The following is an 18,448-nucleotide window of genomic DNA, read 5'->3' as shown; positions in this document are numbered from 1 at the left end:
CCCGTGGCCGGCCTCGGGCTCGACCGAAGATTCAAGCAGCGATCGGTAGCGGGATCGGCACGGCCTGCCCGGTGGCGATATTGATGAACGCGCCCGCGTGGCCGATCGATCCGCGGCCAACGAGATCGAAGAGAAGGGCCAGCGCGTGGCTCGCCACCACCCGGTTCACGAAAAGCGACTGGCGCTCGAGGGCTTCGGCCATCGAGCACGACGGCGCGTCGTCGTCAGGCAGGCTCTCGTTCGCGACCTCGGGGAAATATTCGAGGACTGTCGGGAGGATCTGGTGCCCGGCCTCGGGCTCAGCGTTCGGGCAACCGATGATATATTGCCCGTCGCCAGCGCGGTTGCCGAGATCCAGCCAATAGGCCGGCGCATTCCTGGCCGAGGCGATGGCCGCACCGACGCTCCGGCGCGCCGATGCGGTATCGACACAAGTGATGACGATGTCGGTGCCGTCGAGCTTCGCGGCCTCGGGTGCCCGGCCATGCACCGCCGTCCAGGCCAGACCGTGGGCGAGATTGATCCGCTCGGTTAACGTCCGGGCCTTCGAGTTGCCGATGTCGCACCTGAAGAAGGGCTGCCGGCCAAGATTGGCCTCGCTGACGATATCGTCGTCGACGACGGTTACATCGAGCGAACGCGACGAAATCGCCCGCAGCGCCGTATCCAGCGAGGCGAGCCCCATCAGCATCTGCGCGCCGTTGCCGCCGCATCCCACAAGCACGATTTTGATCGCGCGGTTGCCGAGCGCCGCAGGCAGATAGTGGCGAAGGGGCGTCTCAGAGGTCATGATCGTCTCCTGAAAAAAGGGCTTCGCGGCAGCGGGAGGAACATCCCTGCGGCGCACAGTCGCGAGGCAAATGCGGGGCCGTCCGTATGACCCAGACGTCCGACAACCAGGGCGATCTTGGTCGCGTGCGCGTCGTCCGCGTCGTCGGTTGCGCTGAAGAAGGCCGCGCCGTGCCCATGGCTGTGAATGTCGCAGATGAGGTGATGGTGCGGCGGCAGCGCAGGCGGACGATAAGTGAGGTGTGACGGCGTCGCGCGGTCGATCTGGGGGAAGTCGACCCAGAATCGCCGATTAGCCTCATCCCAGAGGATGAAGGCGGCGGCCTCGTTGGGCAGCGCGGCGCGAAAGTGCTCGAGGACTTGCCGCAGCAGCTCCGCCGGTATCAAGCCGCAACGCAGGTCCGCGCGGCGAACTCCAATGCTCCCGTAGGGCAGGTAGGCCGGGATCGGCGGTGTCACGGGCAGATCCAGAGCCAGCCAGGCCCGGCGCAAGATCAGGCAGACACCATCGCGGCCGATTGCGAGGCAGCTGCCTGCTCGGGCTTCGCGAACGGCCTCGATCGCGGGTGATCGCCCATCCGGCGGCACGGGATAGCAAGGCGCCTCCGCCAGTACCGCGGCGGCGGTCGGGTCTTCGGCGAGGGCAGTCATCGGCCGGACCTTCCGTAGATGAGGTCGCCGAGCGTCACTGGGTCGGCCTTGGCGGCGCCTCGCGGGGCGGTCTGGCGACGATCTCCGAGGAACGGCCTCAAGCGTTTGACCGGGAAGCGGGTCGCGCGGGTCGCTGCGAGGGTGTCCCAGAGACGCACGAGACCGCCCTTCCCCGTGATCGTCAGCTCCTGACCCGGATTCGGATGGGTCGACCAGGAGTCGAAAAGCGCGCGCTCGAACTCGGGAATGGCGGACACATCCAGCGATGTCGGCTTCGGAATGTTACCCCAGCAGAGGGAACCGTTGAGGAAGACGTTGAGGATCGGCGAATGAAGCAAGGCGGTTTCGGCCGCGGGCCGCTCGTTCCGCTCAAGCGCAAAGACTCCAAGCCGGCGCCGTGTGGCGACAAGGACGTGTGCCGGATAGGCAACCGGGACGATCGCGCGGCCGCCAAGCGCACGCAGTCCAGCCAGTTTCGCCGAGAGGTCGAAATAGGCCGTCCTCACCTGTGCGGGCACCCACCAGACCAGCAGGTCGGGATGGGCGACAAGCACCGTTTCGGGGAGAATTTGCGGCGGGGCGACGCGGCCGAGCGCCTGCGACCAATGCCGCAGATGCGCCCGGGTCAAAGGCGTTCCAGCGGCGATGGTCGGCGCGCCGATAGCGTCGTGCTCGATCTGATGGATGCTGGCGAATGCCTCGGCATCTTCGCCAGGGGTAAGATGCGAGCCGAGGCCGCGAGCCCCGTCGCTTCTGTAGAGCAGGATGGCGTTGGTCAGCATCATGCCGCCTGCGGTTCGCTCGAACTGCACGCAATGGTCAGTCATGTCGGCCTCGTTATTCGGGAGGATAGAGTTCGATGAGATGTTTGGCGGCCCGCAGCAGCCGCGCGCCGGCGGCGAGTGACGCATGCCAGACATCGATCGCGGTGGAGTGCGTCATTGGGCAAAGGCCCGTCACGTCCATGAAACCATATTCCATGCCGTGACGCCCGACGTCGTCGACCTCGACCGCGAACTGTTCGACGGGAACGAGTGTCAGCGGCGGAAGCGGCGAACATTCCTCGATACCGGGGACATATTCGTAGAGAACATCCATCTCGAGGCGCCAGGCGTGATGTTCGTCAGGCAAATTGGTGAGCGCCGCGTGGGCATCCCGCAATTCGCGCAGAGCCCGACGAAGGGCAGTCGGTAACTTCGACGTGGGCGCTGCCCTCGCGGCGAGCATCCATTCTGGCCGCCTGGCGTTCATTTCGGACGGCATGGTCTGGGCCGCGATCTCGCTGTCGTCAGCCCCATGGAGCGCAACGAGGGCCTCGCGCGCAGCGGCGTCCTCGGTCTCGCCGTCCCAATAGTACATCGAGATGTTGTCGAAGAGGTCATCGTAGCAGAAGATCGGGAGAGCACTTCCGAGCGTGCGCTCGAGCACCCGATACGCAGCCGCGCGCCACGGGATCGGCCGCTTGCTGTCCTCGATCCATCCGAGATCGAGCTGCCCGACACTGTCGCAGACGATCGCGACCGCCGGCGCCCCGCAGGATTCGCCGTTGAGCACGACGACGCGCAGGTCCGCGATCGTGCAGCTCCGCAAGCTTTCGAGGACCTCGGTCTGGAAGACCCGTTCGATATGTCGGCGCGCCTCAGGGCGCGTGCGGTGCACTGTCTCCTGCTCTTTCGAGGCGACCCAACTGCCGACGAGCTTATGGTGGGCCGCCAAAGGTCGATCGAACATCACCGGAATATCAGGGGAGATATGGACGGTCCGTCCTGCCAGATCAGCCGAGCGGAGGAAGGGAGAGTCCTGTGGGTGGCGGGATAGGATCGGCAGGACCATCCTCGCGCGTGCCCGCGTCGAGGATGATCTTCGCATGGAGGGCCTGGGCTTGTTTGCTGCAGGCAGGCCGGGAGAGTTCGGAAGTGTTGCCATGGTCGTTCTCGATCCAATGGAGCAGCGTGCAGCGCGGTGCGGCGGGGATGGCCGCCATTTGAACGCGCGCCATGTCAGCCCTTGGTGCCGACAGCTCGGCGATATTCGGTGACGTGGACACCGCCAGTAACCCCGGCATCGACCAGGTCGGCATTGAGGATCGCCGGGTAGAGGGTGGCGTGGTAGGCGCGCAGCCCCTGCGGGTCATTGGCAAGGTGCGGCGGCTGCGGGAGGTCGATACCGTCATAGCGGTAGACGCGGGCAAGATGGTCGATCTGCATCGGAATGTCCTTGTTGGAATTGCAAAGGGTGTCGGTTGCTTCCGATCACCAGAGGCTGGCGGGCTCCTCCGATTTTGCATCGGCCGGCAGGGCGCCCGCCGCTGGCGCGGCCGGCGTGCTCGCTGCGACTACCGGCTTGGCGGGTGCCGATGCCGCCTTTGCCTTCGCCGCCTCCGCAGACGCCGCGCGCGCGGCCTCGGCCGCGTCCCGCTGGGTCGCGATCTGATCGGCAAGCGCCATGCGTGTGGCAATCAGCCCACCGAGCGCCCCCTCGGCGCCCTTCGCAAGCTCTGCATCGATCTCGGCGGCCGTCGCTGTGATCGAGATCGGACGCAGCTCGCCGGCCTCGGCCTTGTGCGTTTTGCCTTCGGCGACGCGGGGAATGATGATGAGGGTAACGACACCGTCATCGCCGGCGACAAGATCGAAGGCGAGCGAATAGTTGCCCAGCATGGGCAGAAGATTGGTGATCAGCATTGTGGGATTCCTTGATTGGAAAGTTGGGCGAGGTCAGGCGGCCAGTTCGGTGACAACCTCGTCGGCCTTGGCGGGCGGAAGCGAATTGGGCGGCGCATAGCGGCCATCGAGGGCCATCGCGCTTGGCACCCGGCCAGCCCAATCGAACCCGACAGCATTCAACATGCCGGAGATCAGGTCGCCCTTCTTGGCGCCGAGCAACTTTGCGAATGCCTTCTCGCCCATGTGCGCGACCAGGCCGCTCTCGGCGGCAATGAACTTGAGCTCGTCCTTCGTGTATCGTTCGAGAAAAGCGCGATCGACCTGCCAGACTGTCCGGATGTCGATGCCGAAGGCGCCGGCGAGATCGGCGACGTGCGCGAACGACTGGACGTCCCGGGCATATGCTGCCCCGATCGCAGCCAGCACCGTGGTGGCCTGAACCTCCGATAGCTCGCGGATCTCTGCGATCTTTTCCTTGAAACCGCGATCGGGGAACGCGGCGTCGACCAGCAGTGCAGCGCGCGAGGTCAAAGTGCCTGACTTGATGTGCGAAAGCGTGCCGGTCAGCGCTGCCACGAGGATCGCCGCCTGGGCGTTCAAAGGATCGTCGGCCAGCCCGCGGGCGAGCGCCGTGCGCCATGTCGCCTCCCGCAGGTCGGTCGTGCGGCCTGCGATGGACTTTGCGGTAACACTGGGCCCGGTGCTGGTGGAAACCTTGCGCACGACGGTTCCGCGACCGACCAGAGGTGCTGAAGGCGCTGCGTCATCGGTCAGACCGCCGATCTCACCGCCGTCCTCGTTTTCGTCGCCATCGTCGGCGAGAGCGTCATCGTGTTCGATCGCTGCGGCGGCGTCCTCGGCCTCGGCGGCCGCCTCCGCATCACGGCGTGCAGCTTCGACCGCCTCGGTCTTTAGCTGGAAGCAGGTAGCGTTGGTGCAGTGGCCATCGTCGACATGGGTGTCGAACAGGGCGCGCTGCGTCCCTGAATTGAACGGACAGGTGGTGCATTCCGTTTTGTCGAACAGGGCATCGGCGAGGCGCTGCGTGACCTTCATGAGAAGATCGCGGGTCTTTGCGATGTCAAGGCCGGCCGCGATGATCGTCTCGAGCGCCTTGTCCTGCTTGTCGGCGGGAACGGCGGCGAGCAATTCGGCGTGTCCGACCTTGATCCGGCGCTCGTCGAGCGCGGTTTTGACGGTCTCGGAAAGGTCGGCGAGCGCGAGCCGGCGGTCCAGCTTTGCGCGGGACCAGCCAAGCCGCCGTGCAGCTTCAGCCCGGTCGCCTTGGCACGCCGCGAGATAGCGAACGGCCGCGTCCGCCTGCTCGGTCTCGGAAGGATCATCGCGATCGTCGTTTTCGGCAATCGCCGCGTCGAGCGCCTCCTGGTCGGTCATCTCCCGGATCAGGACCGGCACCTCGGCGTTTTCGCCGAAGGCTTCCATTGCGGCCCGGTAGCGGCGACCGCCCGCGACGATCGTGAAATGCTCCGGCAGGTCGGCAGCGGGCCGAACCAGCATCGGCTGCAGCATGCCTCGCAAACGCAGGGAGGCGACGAGTTCGTCATGCTTCTTCCGGTCGAAATAGCGGCGCGGATTATAGCCCACGGCAATCCGGGCGAGCGGGACCATGGCGGTCCCGACAGGGTGCGATGCGGTCAAGGCGGTTCTCCTAGTGAGAATGGCGGTGCACGCGCTTGCTCGCGACGCGCACCCTTTCGGTGAGCCTGATGCTCACCCTTCCACTCCCCCTCCCCTTTCACCGCTCCGCCGTCTGGTCATGGAAGATGTCGGCCGCCCATTGCTCTAGCCACGGCTCGAACATCTCATCATGATCAAGATCGCCGGACTCGATGAGATCGCGGATTTCGGTACGGGCCTGCGCGATTGCGGCCTCCCAGGGATCGATCGGCGGAGGATCTGCGTCAGTAGGCCGTTGCTGCGGAAGGCGGCGCGGCCGCTCGGTTAGTCGGTGGTACTGACCGGCGAGCCATTGCTCCATGTAATCGGCCACGACGCGATCGGTCTTGGAGATCCCCGCCTTCAGGGCTGCCCGACGCGCACCGACGCCATAGGCCTGGCTGTCGATCGACGCGACCCGGTGTGCGAAAGGCAGAAGGAAGGGCAGTGCCGTGCCCTTGACGCCGAATGCGTGGAGCAGAACACCGGCCGGAAGAATCTGATCGAGATGGTCGATGACCGCGATCAGGCCTTCCGGTCCGTGAATATCGCGCCGGCACATGCTTCCGACACCGATCAATGCGCCGGGGCGGAGCGAACCCCAGAGCGCATCGACACAGCGCTCATAGTCGGATGGTCGCCGGCCCTGGATCACAGGCATCAGTCTGTCGGCTATTCCGGCATCCTCGCCCAGGATGCGGCAGTCGCGATTGGCGCGGATGGTGCGCGACAGGCGGTCGAAGACTTCGTCGCGATCTCGCGCGATCTCAGCCTCGACGCAGTAATCGGCACTTGCCCACCATTGGAATGGATAGGCCGCCGCGAGCGATACATAGTCCGACAGGGACCACGGGAAGCCACCATAGCGCGCAGTCGCGACGAAGCCTGCGGAGTCCAGGCAGAGGCCGGACAAACCCCGTGCATTCTGGAGTTGCCCCAGGCGCCATCCGGTCCATTCCCGCCAGCCGCGCTTTTCGGACCAACGTGAAAGCGCGTTCGCCGAGATGAGCGCGGTCCGGCCAAGCGCGCGTGCCCGCTGAAGGATCGGCCCATCGTTCAGGTGCGGAAGGCCGACGATGACGTTGATGGGCATGATGCGCGCTCCGCTCGCAACGGAAGCACGCGGACAATTGACGGTCGCGCATGTTCACGTTACGTTCTAATGAGTAGGAGATTTGCCATGACGACGCCCAGCATCCGACACCTGTTCGATCTCGACATAACGCTGCGGGATGCGGCGCTGGATATGGAGAACCGGCCGACCCGTCGGATGATCGCCAATGCGGCGATCGGCATTCATGTCGAGGACGCCTACTATTCGGTGCGGGAGCTGCGCGAGGCGGTAAGCTGGGTGCATGAAGGGGTTTCGGCGGGCAAGCTGAAGCTGGCGGAGATCCTGGGCAATGATGGTGCCGACGATTTTCAGCGCTGCATCTATTTCTGCCTCGCCGGCCGCGGCGTGGTGTCGATGCTCGACGATCTTGAATGGCTGGAGGATCTGCTGGAGCGGCGCGGGCGCATCGCAGGCGAACAGAAGCGCCTGAAGGAGACGGTGATGCCGCTCGTGAACCCCTATGTGGCCGACGCGCCCGATGGGCCGTTGGTCAGGATGGACGGAAATTTCGAGCAGGGACCATCTTGGTGGGCCGACCCGACTTTGTCGGCCTGACCATCAGCGCTCGCAGCTCAGGCGGTTCCCGTGCCGCCAGCGCGACGGTTCGATCCAGTCTCCGGCAAAGGCCCCTGCCCTTTGCCTCCTGGCCGAAGCGAAGGCCGCATTATATGCGCGCAGGCGAGCGGGATCGTCTCTGAGATAACTCGCCTGCGGGGTCGCGAGACCCGCGCGGATAAGACGCTCTCCCAAATCCGCGCCGTCGACTGTAACGACCGCAACGGGGCGGCCATAAGAAGACGAAGACACGAGCCGGATCGTCGCGGCCTTGGAGCGCAGGGCGTTCGCGGCGAAATCCTGTGCGGCCTTCCCACACTGCCAACATCCCGAGGCGCGCCGACAGAGCTGCCCGCGCTCGAATGCGTCGACCCCAAGCAACCGGAAATCGACGGCCACGGTATCGCCATCGAGCGCCCGCGCCTTCGCGTCGAAACTCTGAGACCATGAGGGCGATGTGAGAGCGGCTCCGCCCGCGAGGATGATGGCCGCCGCGATCCGGATCAAAATGTCATCTCCACCTCGACATGATCATCGGCCGCCGGCGTCGTGCAGACCCGGAATGGTTGCAGCGGATCGCCAGTGCGGACGATCGACAGCCTACCCGGCCGCTCGTCGAATAGGCGACCTGCGACGCGATTGGCGTTCTCGCGGCTGCAAAGCTGCAGACGCTTGGGCGACAATTCAAGACACGCGGCAAACATGATGGCTTCTCCCTGCTGCGGGAATGATACTGGCTGACGCACTCATGCAAAGATCGTCTTGTGAACCTTAGTGACCGGCAGGATCGTCCAGTCGCGCTCCATGAACCGGCTGATCGCATAGCCGCAGCGAGTCGCGGGATCGCGGAAACTCAGGCGGCGGCCGCGCTTCACGACGATAAATTCGTCACCCACATGACCATCGGAGAAGGTCAGCGCCTGGGCCAGTTTGATCCGGTCGCCGTCCTCGATCTTGCGCGATCGGCGGGCCAGGTTGGCACGGCACCGCGCGCGCCAGTCGAGGGCGTGCTCCCGGTCGGTCGGGGTCAGAAGGTCGAGAATGTGGCGGGGACAGCTATCCTCATAGGGGCCGACAGATTCGTCCAGTCGGGTAGGATTGGTGCTGCTCATGGAGTCAGCCCTGATCCCCCCGCCGAACCGCACGTGCAGCTTTCACCGCATGCGGCTCTCCACTGTGACGAACCATCACTTTGCCGTAGATCGGGCAGGCGGCCTCTGTGAGTATCCCAGTGGCATTGCTCGCACAGGACCACCGTCCTGCGGGCGCGTGCCACCTTCATTCTCACGACAAAACCGCGGTGCGAAACATCGGCCATCCCCCGGATATGGTGCACGTGACACGGAACATCGGATCGACCGCAAGCCTCGCATTGCTTGGCATTCTGACGATCAACCCAGTCCGTACGTGAGTGGGTGAACACCTGCGTCCAAGGCTGGATATCAATCCTGGACGAGGTGGCCGGATCACGTTTCAGATGAGCCAGTTTCCAGACTTTGACCGATCGGGGCTGGCCATCGACGTCGTAGCCGATGGTGAATTCCTGCCCCGTCCTCATGCGGGCCACGACCGCTCGCACATTGGTTTTGTGCTTGCTGGCCAAGGTCTTGAACAAGCTCCACCGCTGGAGAAACTCAAGCCTGTTCAGCTTGAAGCTCACATCCTTGGCGAGAGCATAGTAGTTCGCAAAACCCCGCAATTCGGCGTTGTAAGCTAGGACGATCTCAACGTCGCTGCAGCTGAGCAGCAGGCTACGATGACGCGGCTTCAACACCGACAGATCACCATAACCTTTTGCAGAAGCGAACGCGTGGACCTTCTCCCAAGGGACATGCAGCTGCATCACTTCCGACGGCGGCCTACGAAGGAAGCTGACGGAACCTTGTCGGCTCCGGACAACCCGTTGGCGTGTCGTATATGTGCGGACCTCATATCCAAGGAAGGCGGCTCCATCGCTCGCCTTGCGGATACCGCTTTTCTCCTCGGACACCGTGAGCGCCAGCGCCTCGGTCAGGAATGCCCTGACTTCGGCGAACACGCTTCGTGCATCCTCCTTGCTACCGATAACCCCAATCATGAAGTCGTCCGCGTAGCGACAGTAACGAAGTCGGCGATAACCGGGGTCCATCGCGTCTCTCGACGGGATGGACCGCTTTTGCGGCAGTAAGGTTTGGATTTTGGCCAAGGAGGCCGCAACCTTCACCTCGTCGACATTGTCTTTGGCCCGCAGCATGGTGACGCGCTTCCGTTGTTTCTGGATGCGCCCAGCCAGTCGCCCATATTCCGGGTTCGTGGCACGGACCTTCCCCCTCTCGAAAGCCGCGATCCGTTCCGCCATGAACATATCGAGTTCATGGAGGTAGATGTTGGCCAAGATTGGAGAGACGATACCGCCCTGCGGAGTGCCGCTGTAGGTCCGGGTGTGAACCCGGTCTTCCATAACACCCGCCTTAAGCATGCTGCCGATCAAGCCGATGAATTTCTCGTCATCGATCCTTTTCCGCAACAGCCGCAGGAGGATGTCGTGGTCGATGTTCTCGAAGAACCCCGCGACATCCACATCTACGAGCCATTTCACCCCCGTCCATACGGCTTTGACGTGTTCAAGCGCCGTATGACACGACCGGCCCGGCCGGAATCCATGGGAGGCGTTCGAGAACACCGGTTCATAGATCCGTTCGAGCAGTTGCCGCGCCACTTCCTGAACGAGGCGGTCGTCGCGCGTGGGAATGCCCAGCGGACGCCGTTTGCCCTTGCCTTTCGGGATAAACACCCGACGCACTGGTTTGGGATCATAGGTCCCTGCCGTCACGCTGGCGATAATCGGGTCGAGGTCTTCCGGTCCGAAGTCCGCGAAGGTCTCGCCGTCAATACCCGGCGTCATCGCACCCTTGTTGGATCCGATCTTCTGGAGCCCCTCCTCCCAAAGGAGGCGAGACCCCATCAGACGATAGAGTCCATTCACCCTTTTGCCCGACGCAACGAGCGCCGGAATGGCCTCCAACCGGCCTTTCACAGTTTCTGGCAGCATCAGCACACCCCATGATCGGTGGTTGAAGAATCACAGCTGCCGCCCTTCCCCCGGTCTTCCCCGCTTTCGGCCCGATCGCTCGAGACCTTATACAGTTGCACCGCCGCCTCCGAAGAGGTCGATGTCCCGGGCATTACCCCGGGCATTTGAGTAATATGGCGGCTCCGTACCCATGCAGGCCGGCAGAAGCCGCCTGTTTAGGGCATCCCGTAGTTACGCTGAATGGAGATGCGGCGCGGTTAGGTGTCCCGTTCGTCCACTAAACCCCTCGACGAGAGGCGCACCGGATGGGCTGAGAAACAGGCGGCCAAGACATGAGACCGCTGTCATCATCCGGACCTGGCGTGACAGTCGCTTTCGCCAGTATCGCTATATAGATTGCTGCAGACTGGGATTTAAGCAGTGTAGCCTTCACCATACGCACCTTGCCCTGACCGTCATCGCCTCCATTTGCGACTAAGACGCATCTGGCCTTTTCCGAACATGCTATTGTTCCCCGTCCCTTTCGGGATTTCAGACCTTGTGAGGCCCGAGGTTAGTCCGGCGAGCAGAGGCATTCTCAACTTACCTCATCATCACTGATACTCCATTTCAGCGCCGCAACGGCGCACTATCCTTGTAGCCGAAATGCTCGCCGGACTTGCTTTTGGGATTCCACATCACCTTGCAGACGATCGCGAAAACCTCCTTGCCGACGCCGTCGATCATCACCTGAGCCGCAGCATAATAGGTGCGATTCTGGGGGCAGGATGAGGCGAGCACCTTCAGTCCCTTGATCGTCCCGTCCGCCTCGCGGCTATAGGTGAATTGCGCGTCCAGATAATCCTTGGCGGTCTTGTGTCCGCCCATGTGGAAACGGGACATGGTGAGCCAGCCCATCGGTATCTCCTGTGATGTCGGGGAAAATTCGGATTAGCGGCGGTCAGGCCGCCTCGAGGATCTGCCTGACCCCCTCGGCCGATGACGCCGTGTCGTCGCTGTCGCCAAACGCCAGAAGGTAGTTGAAGGCCTGCTCAGCTTTCGAGGCGGCGTGAATGATTGCGGTCTTGTCCGCGCGCAAAATGCCGAGCCAGTGGGCGACGTAGCTCGCATGATTGTCGTGCAGTTCGTTCGGCAGATCCAAATGCGCGCAAATCAGGCCGCTTCCGATCTCGGCTCGATATCCTGACAGTCCAGCGAAAAATGGCGGTTGGAAGGTGAAAACCATCGGTGCCTCCAGCACTGCCCAAAACCCATGGCTCCCCCGAAGCGGGGGTGGGCGGCGAGAACGACCGGAGAGGCCCGCTGTAGCGGCGGGCCGCACCCGGAGGGGCGAAATGAAATGGAGCAGCTCGGCGAAGCCGGGCTTGCGGCGCGCCGTGGCGGGCCTAGCAGGGAGCGCCGACCAGACCCGCATCGAGGGAGGCCCAATAATCAGCGCCGCCGCGCCAGCGGCGTCCGCTGGTGAGCGGGCGAAGCCCGCGCATCGCTGCGCGCGACGAAGCGGCCGAGCCCGCTGGGGATCGGCCGCTCAGCCTTGGTCGCCGCTGGATCATGGCTGCTGGGCGTGCATCCAGTCGGCTGCCGCCTGCGCCTTGCTCGCCGCGGTGAAGATCGCCCGAGGCTCGTCCTTGAGCAGTTGCAGCCAGGAGGCAATGTAGGCCGCGTGATCGGGTCGCGGTTCGTGCGCGATCCCGAGATCGGCGAGCAGGAACGATGCGGTCAGTTCGGCGGTCGCTTCCTCCATGGCGAGCGCGTGCCTGGTCCACTTGGCGCTGAAATCCCGGTCGAGCCGATGGGCTGCGCCGCTGGCATGAGCTGCCTCGTGAATATGGGTGGCATAGAATCCGTGGGCGTCGTGGAAGGCGCTGAAATCCGGCATGTGGATGCGGTCTTCGGCGATGTGATAATAGGCGCTGGCCGAGCCGTAGACGGTATCGATGCCGAGTGCGGCGATGAAGGCTTCGGCGGCGGCGAGGCGTTCGCTCTCGGGCAGGACCGGCCCCTGTTCGAGCGCATAACCATCGACCTGATCGGCGTTGAACAGGCTGAACGCCTTGGCGAAAAGCCGTCGGTGGTCGCCATCATCGTCGCTGGCTTCGCCGCCCTTTGCGCGAAACTCCTTCCAGAGGACGCCGAGGCTGGCATGTTCGCCCTTGCGGACCTGCGCGCCGAGCGCCTGCCACTGGCGATAGGTGCCCCAGACCCCGCTCGTATAGCCGCTGCCATAGGCGGCCGCCCAGAGCGAGACCGTATTTATGCCGCGATAGGGCTTGCCGCTGGCGACGTTGGTCGGGCGGGTGACGTCGGCGCCGGAATGATGCCACGGCATGCGCCAGGTGCCGGTGCCGGCTTCGATGACGGCGACGATCGCGTCGGTGACGCGAGCGTAGACGTCGACACGTGGTGAGGCTGGCATGATCTGTTCTCCGTTCTCGCGCCGGGGACCATCCCCGGCGGCGGAGGCCCGTTCGCGCCGGGCACAGGGGGGCTCGCGCACCCGCCAGGGCCGCAGCGAAGCGGAGGACGGCGAAGCCGTTGCGCGGGCGCGCCGACCGGCGCAGGAATCCGCCAACAGCCGGGGCGGTCTACGGCGCGGGAGGATCGATCCCGGCAATCACTGCGGTCAGGCGATCGAGCTCGCGCTGGAGCGCCTGACGCTGGAGATCGGAGATGCGCCGCTCGCGCAAATGCGCCTTGGCATCAGCGGCTGCACGCTCCCACGCCGGCCTATGGCGGGCGGTAATGCAGGCGTTGGGGCAGCGGGTCGGCTCGCACAGGGCGGTGAGCGGCTGTGCGGGATCGGGGGTCGTCACGCGCTTGAGGCAGAGCGCGGTCGCGGGATCGAAGAAGCAATCCGCGAGCGGGCCGACATGGAAGGTGCGCGCGACGCTGGCGAGCATGACGCGCAGGCGGGCGCGATCGGCGATCATGGCGGGCAAAGGCCCTTGTCTGACGGCGGCATCGTCGAGCGTCCGCGCGATGCGCGGTCCCGCCGGACCGCCGAGCGATGCGCCGCCCTGCCGCTGGTCGAAATAGTCCAGCAGATCGTCAGTCTGACCGAGCCGGCGCTGTGCCTCGACCTCGGCACGAAACCCCGATGCGCTGGTGCCGGCATAGCCCTCGAAAGCGGCGACCGAGGCGTGCTTATACTGGATCATGCCGGCGACGGTGCCGAACGGACGGTTGGCGATGTGCCACGCGATCGTGCGCCGGAACTGCCGCGTCGTGATGCGCCATGGCTTGCCATCGGGACCGGATGGGATGATCGGCGCATCGGGGCTGCCGAAGGCGGTGTTGAGGTGGTCGCGGAAGGCGTTGAGCTGGCGGACCACCTCGCTCGACAGATGCGTCTTGGTGACGGCGCTCGGACGCAGCACCGGCCAGAGTGTATCGCTGCCGCTGGCACGCGCCGGTCCTGCCGACAGGCGTTCGAGCACCGCGATCGCGTCTGCGACCGGCTCGATCGTCACCCAGCTCGCCGCCTCGCCCACGGCCCGTCGGCGCTTATAGATGGTCGATCGGATACGATGCCGCTCGATCAGGCCGTCCTCGCTGCGCGCGATCGTGAGGCAACCGCGGCGCATCGCCTGCACCTCGCAGTCGCGCATGCCGGTCAGATAGGCGCACACTATGTAGGCTGCGGCCTGGAGCATCCGTTCCTCATGTGCGAGAGTCTTCGCGTCGAAGCGTTCGCGCCATGGCCGACCGCTCTCGGGGTCGATCGAGATCGGCGTGTCCATGCCGCCGACCTCCACCCCCAGCTCGGTCGCCACTGCGTCGATCAGCCTCGCTTCACCGCCGGTCAGCATGAGATGCGCGCCTGGCTCGGTCTGCACGTCGATCCCGGCATGGAGATGCAGGAGATGGGCGTTGATCGGTGGGGTCACGGTGCCGGTGTTGGGATCGACGCGCAGCTTGCCGTTATGAGCGGTGCCCCAGATCGGTGCGCCGCGCCCTTCGCGGCGTCGGCGATCGAAATAGGCCTTCAGGCGGGTGCGGCGACGTTGCCGGCGATCAGCATCCGGGAGGCCGGCGTCGGCGGTGACAAGGCGATCCCGGCGCGCTTCGAGCCGATCAAGCTCACGGCGGGCCGCGAGAATATCGCCGGCGAAGGCGGTGACGTAGCGCAACGACCAGGCGAGCAGCGCGGCGATGACCTCTTCCGGAAACCGCGGGGTCCGGTTCTCGCGGACGTGCCGGTAGCCTGCAACGCGGGCGGGCGACTGTCCGCCCCAAGGCTCAAATGCGAGGCCTCCGCCAGCGAGGTGGTCACGATAGTGATAGAGATCGGAGACCACTTCGAGGAGGTGGCCGACTATGACGGGTCGCCGCGCGGGATCGTCGCGAAGATGGCGGGCGTAAGCATCGACCAGCGCGTGATCGATGCGGCCAAGGTCGAGCCGTCCGAGCGTCAAGCGCGCGAAGGCGAAGAACCGTCGTGCGCGGTTGAATGCCTGCCGGATGCTCGCCGGCGGCAGCTTGGGACGGTAGCCGGGAAGATCGACGTTGAGGCGGGCGTAGAGATAGGCGCGCATCGCCGCCTGCACGTCGGGATGTTCGAGCACGTCGAAATGCACGGTGACGTGGCAGCGCCGGGCGTTCTCACGGAATACGGCGGGACCGAGATCCCAGCTCGGGTCGCCGACGCGCGACAGCTCCTCGCGGGCATGGCCTGCCTTGAGCGGCGCGCTCGCCAGCACGGGCCGATCGTCGAACGCGGGTGCGCGGGCATGGGCGGGCGTGGTCATACGCGTGCCTCCGGCGGCAGATAGAGCCGCTCGCTCGCCATCTGCCGACGCGCATCGGCGATAACGGCATCGGAGAAGGCCGGCAGAACCTGGGCGGTGATGCGGGCATGGACGCGGCCGAACTTGGCCGCCCAGTCGCTCGCCGGCAGGCTCCGACGCTGCTCTTCGACGAACGCGAGGAAGGCGAGGATCGCGGGGAGCTTGCGCGCGGTGATGACGGCGTTGGGGCAATCGAGGCACCCCCAGAAGGGCTGCGCGCAGGGCGAACCGGGCTCGGCGAAGGGACTGCTATGGAAGCCTGCGCAGGCGGCGAGCCAGACATCCTGTTCGCCGTCGAGCAACGGACCCACCGTATCCGGCTGCATCAGCGGCGCGGCCTGTTCGGGCGCTGCGCGCAGCGCCTGCTCGGCGGTGGGCGGGAGCACGGTCGGCATCGCGGCGGCGACCGCTTCCCGAAAGGCATCGGCAATGGCAGCCTCGTGCAAGGGCCGGAGCGACGGCAGATCGGCATAGTGGCGCGCCGCGACCTCGCGGGAGTGGCCCACCGCGAAACGGGCCATATGCCCCTCGGTCTTGGTGTACCACAGCGCCTTGTGGGTCTTGCGCAGCCGGGAGAGCAGCAGGTGGAGCGGCTTGCCGTCATCGTCGACAATAGCATGCTGCGCCACCCAGGCAGCGATACGTTCCGTGGGGTGAGCGACGCCTGTCCGGAGGCCGCCTGCGTTATGGTAAGCCCAGAGGCAGTCGTCGGTCAGATACCTGCGGGCGGTCGCCGTGACGTCGATCAGGCGACGAATAAGGCCACCAGGCGTGCCGCCACCGCCGTCACGGACGCGCATGCTCTTGTGCTCGGCACCGCGGGCGCGGCGCTTCAGATAGCGCAGCTCCACCGTGCCGGCATGGGGGTTGGTGAGACAATCCACGGTCAGCGCCTTCAGGCACTCGGGCTCGAGACCGGTATCGAGCGTGAGCAACACGAGCAGCGCCGGCAGATCACGCGCGAGCAGATGATACCGGCCATGAAGATCGTCGATGAGCGTGCTGAACGGCAGGCCGCGCCGCAGGCGCATGAAATAGAGGCGGCGCACCTCGACGCGGTCGGTTAGAATAGCTCCATGGCGTGCGATGATCGCTTCGACATCGGCGCGTGCCCTGGCGATTACAGGGTCGCCTCCATCGGTCCGGTCGTCGGCGCCGAGACGACGAAACATCGCTTCGACATCGGCCCGCGCGGCGTCGCGCAGCGCGCGGGCGACGAAAGGACTGTAAGCATCGCGCGGGGTCGAGCGGCCCGCCGAAGTAGCCAGTGTATAGCGCAGCCGCTCATGCAGGTCGGGCGCGATCCGATCGGGCCGGTCGGCCTCGATCGCGCGCAATGTGTTGATGATCTTGCCGACCGTTATGTGCCGGTGGATCGCGCCCATCCCGCGCTGCTCGAGCACGGAGGCGAACCCATCGATATGGACTGCGCGCAGGTCGCCGACGCTAGCCACGTTCAGCGCTTCATCGCCAAGCCAGGCGAAGAACAGGCGGTAAGCATTTACATACTGCTTGATGACGCTGGCCGCACCGATGGGGCCGCCGAGCGCTGCTGACCGACGCAGCGCGCCGGCGAAGGCGATGGCGAGTGGGCGAGGATCGAGCCCCGTCATATCGATCAGGACCGTCCCGCCATGCCGCGCCTCGATGGTGAACTTGAGGCCGAGCACCGGATCGGGCTGCGGTCGCTCCGGCGCGATCGGTGCGAAGGCGACGGGCCGACCCTTGCGGGGACGCCCGCTCATGCGCCCTGCGGTCCCGGCAGCAGCGCGAGCAGCTCCTCGACGGCTGCGTCCACCGTATCGGCGCGGGTCGCGATATGGTCGAGGTAGATATAGGTGGTGGTGAGGCTCGCGTGACCGAGCAGGCGTTGCACCTGTTGCAGCGGGTCGCCCAGGATCAGCCGGTAACTCTCCACCGGCCCCGCCGGCAATGCCGCTTCGCGCAGCCGCTGCTGGATCAGCAAGGCGAGCATATGGACTGCGAAGGTGTGACGAAGCTGGTGCGGACTGATCGACAGCGGGAAGCCGTTCTCCTCGCACCGCTTGCAGGCGCGGGTGAAGATCACCTCCCACGAGTTGGGGCGAACAGGCTGCCCGACTTCGGTCAGCCATAGCGCCGCCGGCTCGTGGGGCGTTCCATCCTCGTTGCACAGGATCAGGCGGCATCGTTCCTCCGGGGTGCAGACATCGCGCATGTGGTCGAGACCGGCGCGGGTGACAGGGATCGGTCGCTCGAAGCTGGCCGCGCCGCCGCGTGCGGCGAACTTGGCCACACCCGCGGCGCGCTCGACGGCGACATAGGCGGCAATCTGACGAAGCAGCCGGCGCGGGACCAGAACGCTGCGTCCCCGGTCGCCCTTGGTGAGCGGTGGTGGGAGAGGCAGCCAAAGCTGTTGGGCGTCGCCGTCGCCGCGGTCGATCGCTGCGAGCTCGGCGGCGAGCAGGCCCGACGCCTCTTCAAGGCGCAGGCCGGTGGTAACGAGAAGGTCGGCGAACAGCGCGTTGCGCAGCCCGTTCCGATCGCGAGCGCCGGGGCGCTCGGTGCCGTCAGGGGTGAGGCCGCGCAGGCCGACCTCGCGGAAGATGCGGTAGTCGTCCATCGTGACGAACCGCACATCCGACCGCTTGGCGACACGTTCATAGGCGTCGTTGCGCGCCGCGATCATGCCACGACGGCCACCCTGCGCCGGTCGCCACACGGCGCGACGGCTGAACGGTGCCTCGGCAATCAGCCCTTGCTGCTCGCCCCAGCGGTAGAGGCGATCGAGGCTGGCGACGGCCCGGTTCCAGCTTGCCGCCGTGATCCGGTGATCGGCTTCGTCGCGGCGTCGCTCACGATGATAGGCGCCCACATCGTCGCGGGTCGCAGTCCACACGGTCTTGCCGCAGGCATCGAGAAAGCGAAGCCAGACCGCGACATCATAGGCATAGGCGCGAAGCGAATGCCGCGAGCGGACCCCCGACAGCGGCAGGTCGAGAAAGAAGCGATCCAGATCGGGATCATAGAGCGCGTCACCGCGCAGGATCAGCGGCACATGCGCATCGAGACCCTTGGCCTCGCGGCGCTCGCAGACAATGATCGACACCGGCGCGAAACCCTCCCCCCGGACCCCCCACCCGGAAGCTGACCTCGCACCGTTGCGCCCTATGGCCCGGCAGCTATCAGGCTGGCCTCCGCCAGCTCTTGGGTCAGC

General features: G+C 65.5%; 17 protein-coding genes and 3 pseudogenes. 1 reads left to right on the top strand and 19 read right to left on the bottom strand.

Going from position 1 to position 18,448, the window contains the following annotated elements:
- Window positions 1-31: 31 nt before the first annotated feature.
- The 9 genes from LDB29_RS27320 to LDB29_RS27280 all read right to left on the bottom strand — a co-directional run bounded on the left by LDB29_RS27320 (window position 32) and on the right by LDB29_RS27280 (window position 6,876).
- A complete protein-coding gene (locus tag LDB29_RS27320; protein ID WP_030090570.1) occupies window positions 32-790 on the bottom strand; it encodes a PRTRC system ThiF family protein in 759 nt (252 codons plus the stop codon).
- Complete coding sequence (locus LDB29_RS27315; protein WP_150289889.1) at window positions 787-1,440, bottom strand: PRTRC system protein A; 654 nt, start codon at window positions 1,438-1,440, stop codon at window positions 787-789. The genes LDB29_RS27320 and LDB29_RS27315 overlap by 4 nt, the downstream gene beginning before the upstream one ends.
- A complete protein-coding gene (locus tag LDB29_RS27310; protein ID WP_030090568.1) occupies window positions 1,437-2,267 on the bottom strand; it encodes a PRTRC system protein B in 831 nt (276 codons plus the stop codon). Before LDB29_RS27310 ends, LDB29_RS27315 begins: the two co-directional genes overlap by 4 nt.
- A 10-nt stretch (window positions 2,268-2,277) precedes the next feature.
- Window positions 2,278-3,171, bottom strand: a complete 894-nt coding sequence (locus tag LDB29_RS27305; RefSeq protein WP_233423707.1) for a hypothetical protein — start codon at window positions 3,169-3,171, stop codon at window positions 2,278-2,280.
- Between the two features lie 43 nt (window positions 3,172-3,214).
- Window positions 3,215-3,424: a hypothetical protein gene (locus LDB29_RS27300; RefSeq protein ID WP_257558698.1), complete on the bottom strand. Its 210-nt coding sequence runs from the start codon at window positions 3,422-3,424 to the stop codon at window positions 3,215-3,217.
- Between the two features lie 16 nt (window positions 3,425-3,440).
- The gene (locus tag LDB29_RS27295; RefSeq protein ID WP_030090566.1) at window positions 3,441-3,647 is read right to left on the bottom strand and encodes a PRTRC system protein C; all 207 of its coding nucleotides are present in this window, start codon (window positions 3,645-3,647) and stop codon (window positions 3,441-3,443) included.
- 45 nt (window positions 3,648-3,692) lie between these two features.
- Window positions 3,693-4,124 (bottom strand): PRTRC system protein E, encoded by a 432-nt coding sequence (locus LDB29_RS27290; protein ID WP_062787879.1) that lies wholly within the window; start codon window positions 4,122-4,124, stop codon window positions 3,693-3,695.
- Window positions 4,125-4,157: 33 nt separating this feature from the next.
- Window positions 4,158-5,765 carry a PRTRC system ParB family protein gene (locus LDB29_RS27285; protein WP_369805556.1) on the bottom strand — a complete coding sequence of 536 codons (1,608 nt, stop codon included), beginning with the start codon at window positions 5,763-5,765 and terminating at the stop codon, window positions 4,158-4,160.
- 97 nt (window positions 5,766-5,862) lie between these two features.
- Window positions 5,863-6,876, bottom strand: coding sequence for a hypothetical protein (locus LDB29_RS27280; RefSeq protein ID WP_257558696.1), 1,014 nt, complete (start codon window positions 6,874-6,876; stop codon window positions 5,863-5,865).
- Between the two features lie 87 nt (window positions 6,877-6,963).
- On the opposite strand from LDB29_RS27280, the gene LDB29_RS27275 reads away from it, so the two are divergent.
- Entirely contained in the window at window positions 6,964-7,452 is a 489-nt protein-coding gene (locus LDB29_RS27275; protein WP_030090562.1) for a hypothetical protein, read from the top strand.
- A 3-nt stretch (window positions 7,453-7,455) separates the two neighbouring features.
- Here the strand turns inward: LDB29_RS27275 and LDB29_RS27270 are convergent, their stop codons facing one another.
- The 10 genes and pseudogenes from LDB29_RS27270 to LDB29_RS27225 form a co-directional block, all read right to left on the bottom strand.
- Window positions 7,456-7,956, bottom strand: a complete 501-nt coding sequence (locus LDB29_RS27270) for a thermonuclease family protein (RefSeq protein ID WP_369805560.1) — start codon at window positions 7,954-7,956, stop codon at window positions 7,456-7,458.
- Entirely contained in the window at window positions 7,956-8,156 is a 201-nt protein-coding gene (locus LDB29_RS27265) for a hypothetical protein (protein ID WP_030090560.1), read from the bottom strand. The genes LDB29_RS27270 and LDB29_RS27265 overlap by 1 nt, the downstream gene beginning before the upstream one ends.
- Window positions 8,157-8,198: 42 nt before the next feature.
- Window positions 8,199-8,540 (bottom strand): annotated as a pseudogene (locus LDB29_RS27260) (hypothetical protein); the annotation flags it as partial.
- A gap of 20 nt (window positions 8,541-8,560) precedes the next feature.
- Entirely contained in the window at window positions 8,561-10,483 is a 1,923-nt protein-coding gene (locus LDB29_RS27255; RefSeq protein WP_076709853.1) for a reverse transcriptase domain-containing protein, read from the bottom strand.
- Window positions 10,484-11,095: 612 nt separating this feature from the next.
- Window positions 11,096-11,362 (bottom strand): annotated as a pseudogene (locus LDB29_RS27250) (hypothetical protein); the annotation flags it as partial.
- A 43-nt stretch (window positions 11,363-11,405) separates the two neighbouring features.
- Window positions 11,406-11,639 (bottom strand): annotated as a pseudogene (locus LDB29_RS27245) (zincin-like metallopeptidase domain-containing protein); the annotation flags it as partial.
- Between the two features lie 375 nt (window positions 11,640-12,014).
- Window positions 12,015-12,881, bottom strand: coding sequence for an ArdC family protein (locus tag LDB29_RS27240; protein WP_257558350.1), 867 nt, complete (start codon window positions 12,879-12,881; stop codon window positions 12,015-12,017).
- 169 nt (window positions 12,882-13,050) lie between these two features.
- Window positions 13,051-15,213: an integrase gene (locus LDB29_RS27235; protein WP_257558349.1), complete on the bottom strand. Its 2,163-nt coding sequence runs from the start codon at window positions 15,211-15,213 to the stop codon at window positions 13,051-13,053.
- A complete protein-coding gene (locus LDB29_RS27230) occupies window positions 15,210-16,997 on the bottom strand; it encodes a hypothetical protein (protein ID WP_257558348.1) in 1,788 nt (595 codons plus the stop codon). The genes LDB29_RS27235 and LDB29_RS27230 overlap by 4 nt, the downstream gene beginning before the upstream one ends.
- Window positions 16,994-18,340, bottom strand: coding sequence for a site-specific integrase (locus tag LDB29_RS27225; protein ID WP_257558347.1), 1,347 nt, complete (start codon window positions 18,338-18,340; stop codon window positions 16,994-16,996). Before LDB29_RS27225 ends, LDB29_RS27230 begins: the two co-directional genes overlap by 4 nt.
- Window positions 18,341-18,448: the final 108 nt, after the last annotated feature.

This window comes from Sphingobium sp. CFD-2 (assembly GCF_024611135.1).
Taxonomy (GTDB): domain Bacteria; phylum Pseudomonadota; class Alphaproteobacteria; order Sphingomonadales; family Sphingomonadaceae; genus Sphingobium; species Sphingobium fuliginis.
The sequence above is the reverse complement of the archived record's forward strand: the minus strand, read 5'-3'. Positions and strand labels throughout refer to the sequence as shown.

Excerpts from the sequence above, each read along its gene's own strand:
- LDB29_RS27320 (WP_030090570.1), bottom strand. The coding sequence starts at position 790 with ATGACCTCTGAGACGCCCCTTCGCCACTATCTGCCTGCGGCGCTCGGC.
- LDB29_RS27315 (WP_150289889.1), bottom strand. The coding sequence starts at position 1,440 with ATGACTGCCCTCGCCGAAGACCCGACCGCCGCCGCGGTACTGGCGGAG.
- LDB29_RS27310 (WP_030090568.1), bottom strand. The coding sequence starts at position 2,267 with ATGACTGACCATTGCGTGCAGTTCGAGCGAACCGCAGGCGGCATGATG.
- LDB29_RS27305 (WP_233423707.1), bottom strand. The coding sequence starts at position 3,171 with ATGTTCGATCGACCTTTGGCGGCCCACCATAAGCTCGTCGGCAGTTGG.
- LDB29_RS27300 (WP_257558698.1), bottom strand. The coding sequence starts at position 3,424 with ATGGCGGCCATCCCCGCCGCACCGCGCTGCACGCTGCTCCATTGGATC.
- LDB29_RS27295 (WP_030090566.1), bottom strand. The coding sequence starts at position 3,647 with ATGCAGATCGACCATCTTGCCCGCGTCTACCGCTATGACGGTATCGAC.
- LDB29_RS27290 (WP_062787879.1), bottom strand. The coding sequence starts at position 4,124 with ATGCTGATCACCAATCTTCTGCCCATGCTGGGCAACTATTCGCTCGCC.
- LDB29_RS27280 (WP_257558696.1), bottom strand. The coding sequence starts at position 6,876 with ATGCCCATCAACGTCATCGTCGGCCTTCCGCACCTGAACGATGGGCCG.
- LDB29_RS27275 (WP_030090562.1), top strand. The coding sequence starts at position 6,964 with ATGACGACGCCCAGCATCCGACACCTGTTCGATCTCGACATAACGCTG.
- LDB29_RS27265 (WP_030090560.1), bottom strand. The coding sequence starts at position 8,156 with ATGTTTGCCGCGTGTCTTGAATTGTCGCCCAAGCGTCTGCAGCTTTGC.
- LDB29_RS27255 (WP_076709853.1), bottom strand. The coding sequence starts at position 10,483 with ATGCTGCCAGAAACTGTGAAAGGCCGGTTGGAGGCCATTCCGGCGCTC.
- LDB29_RS27240 (WP_257558350.1), bottom strand. The coding sequence starts at position 12,881 with ATGCCAGCCTCACCACGTGTCGACGTCTACGCTCGCGTCACCGACGCG.
- LDB29_RS27235 (WP_257558349.1), bottom strand. The coding sequence starts at position 15,213 with ATGACCACGCCCGCCCATGCCCGCGCACCCGCGTTCGACGATCGGCCC.
- LDB29_RS27230 (WP_257558348.1), bottom strand. The coding sequence starts at position 16,997 with ATGAGCGGGCGTCCCCGCAAGGGTCGGCCCGTCGCCTTCGCACCGATC.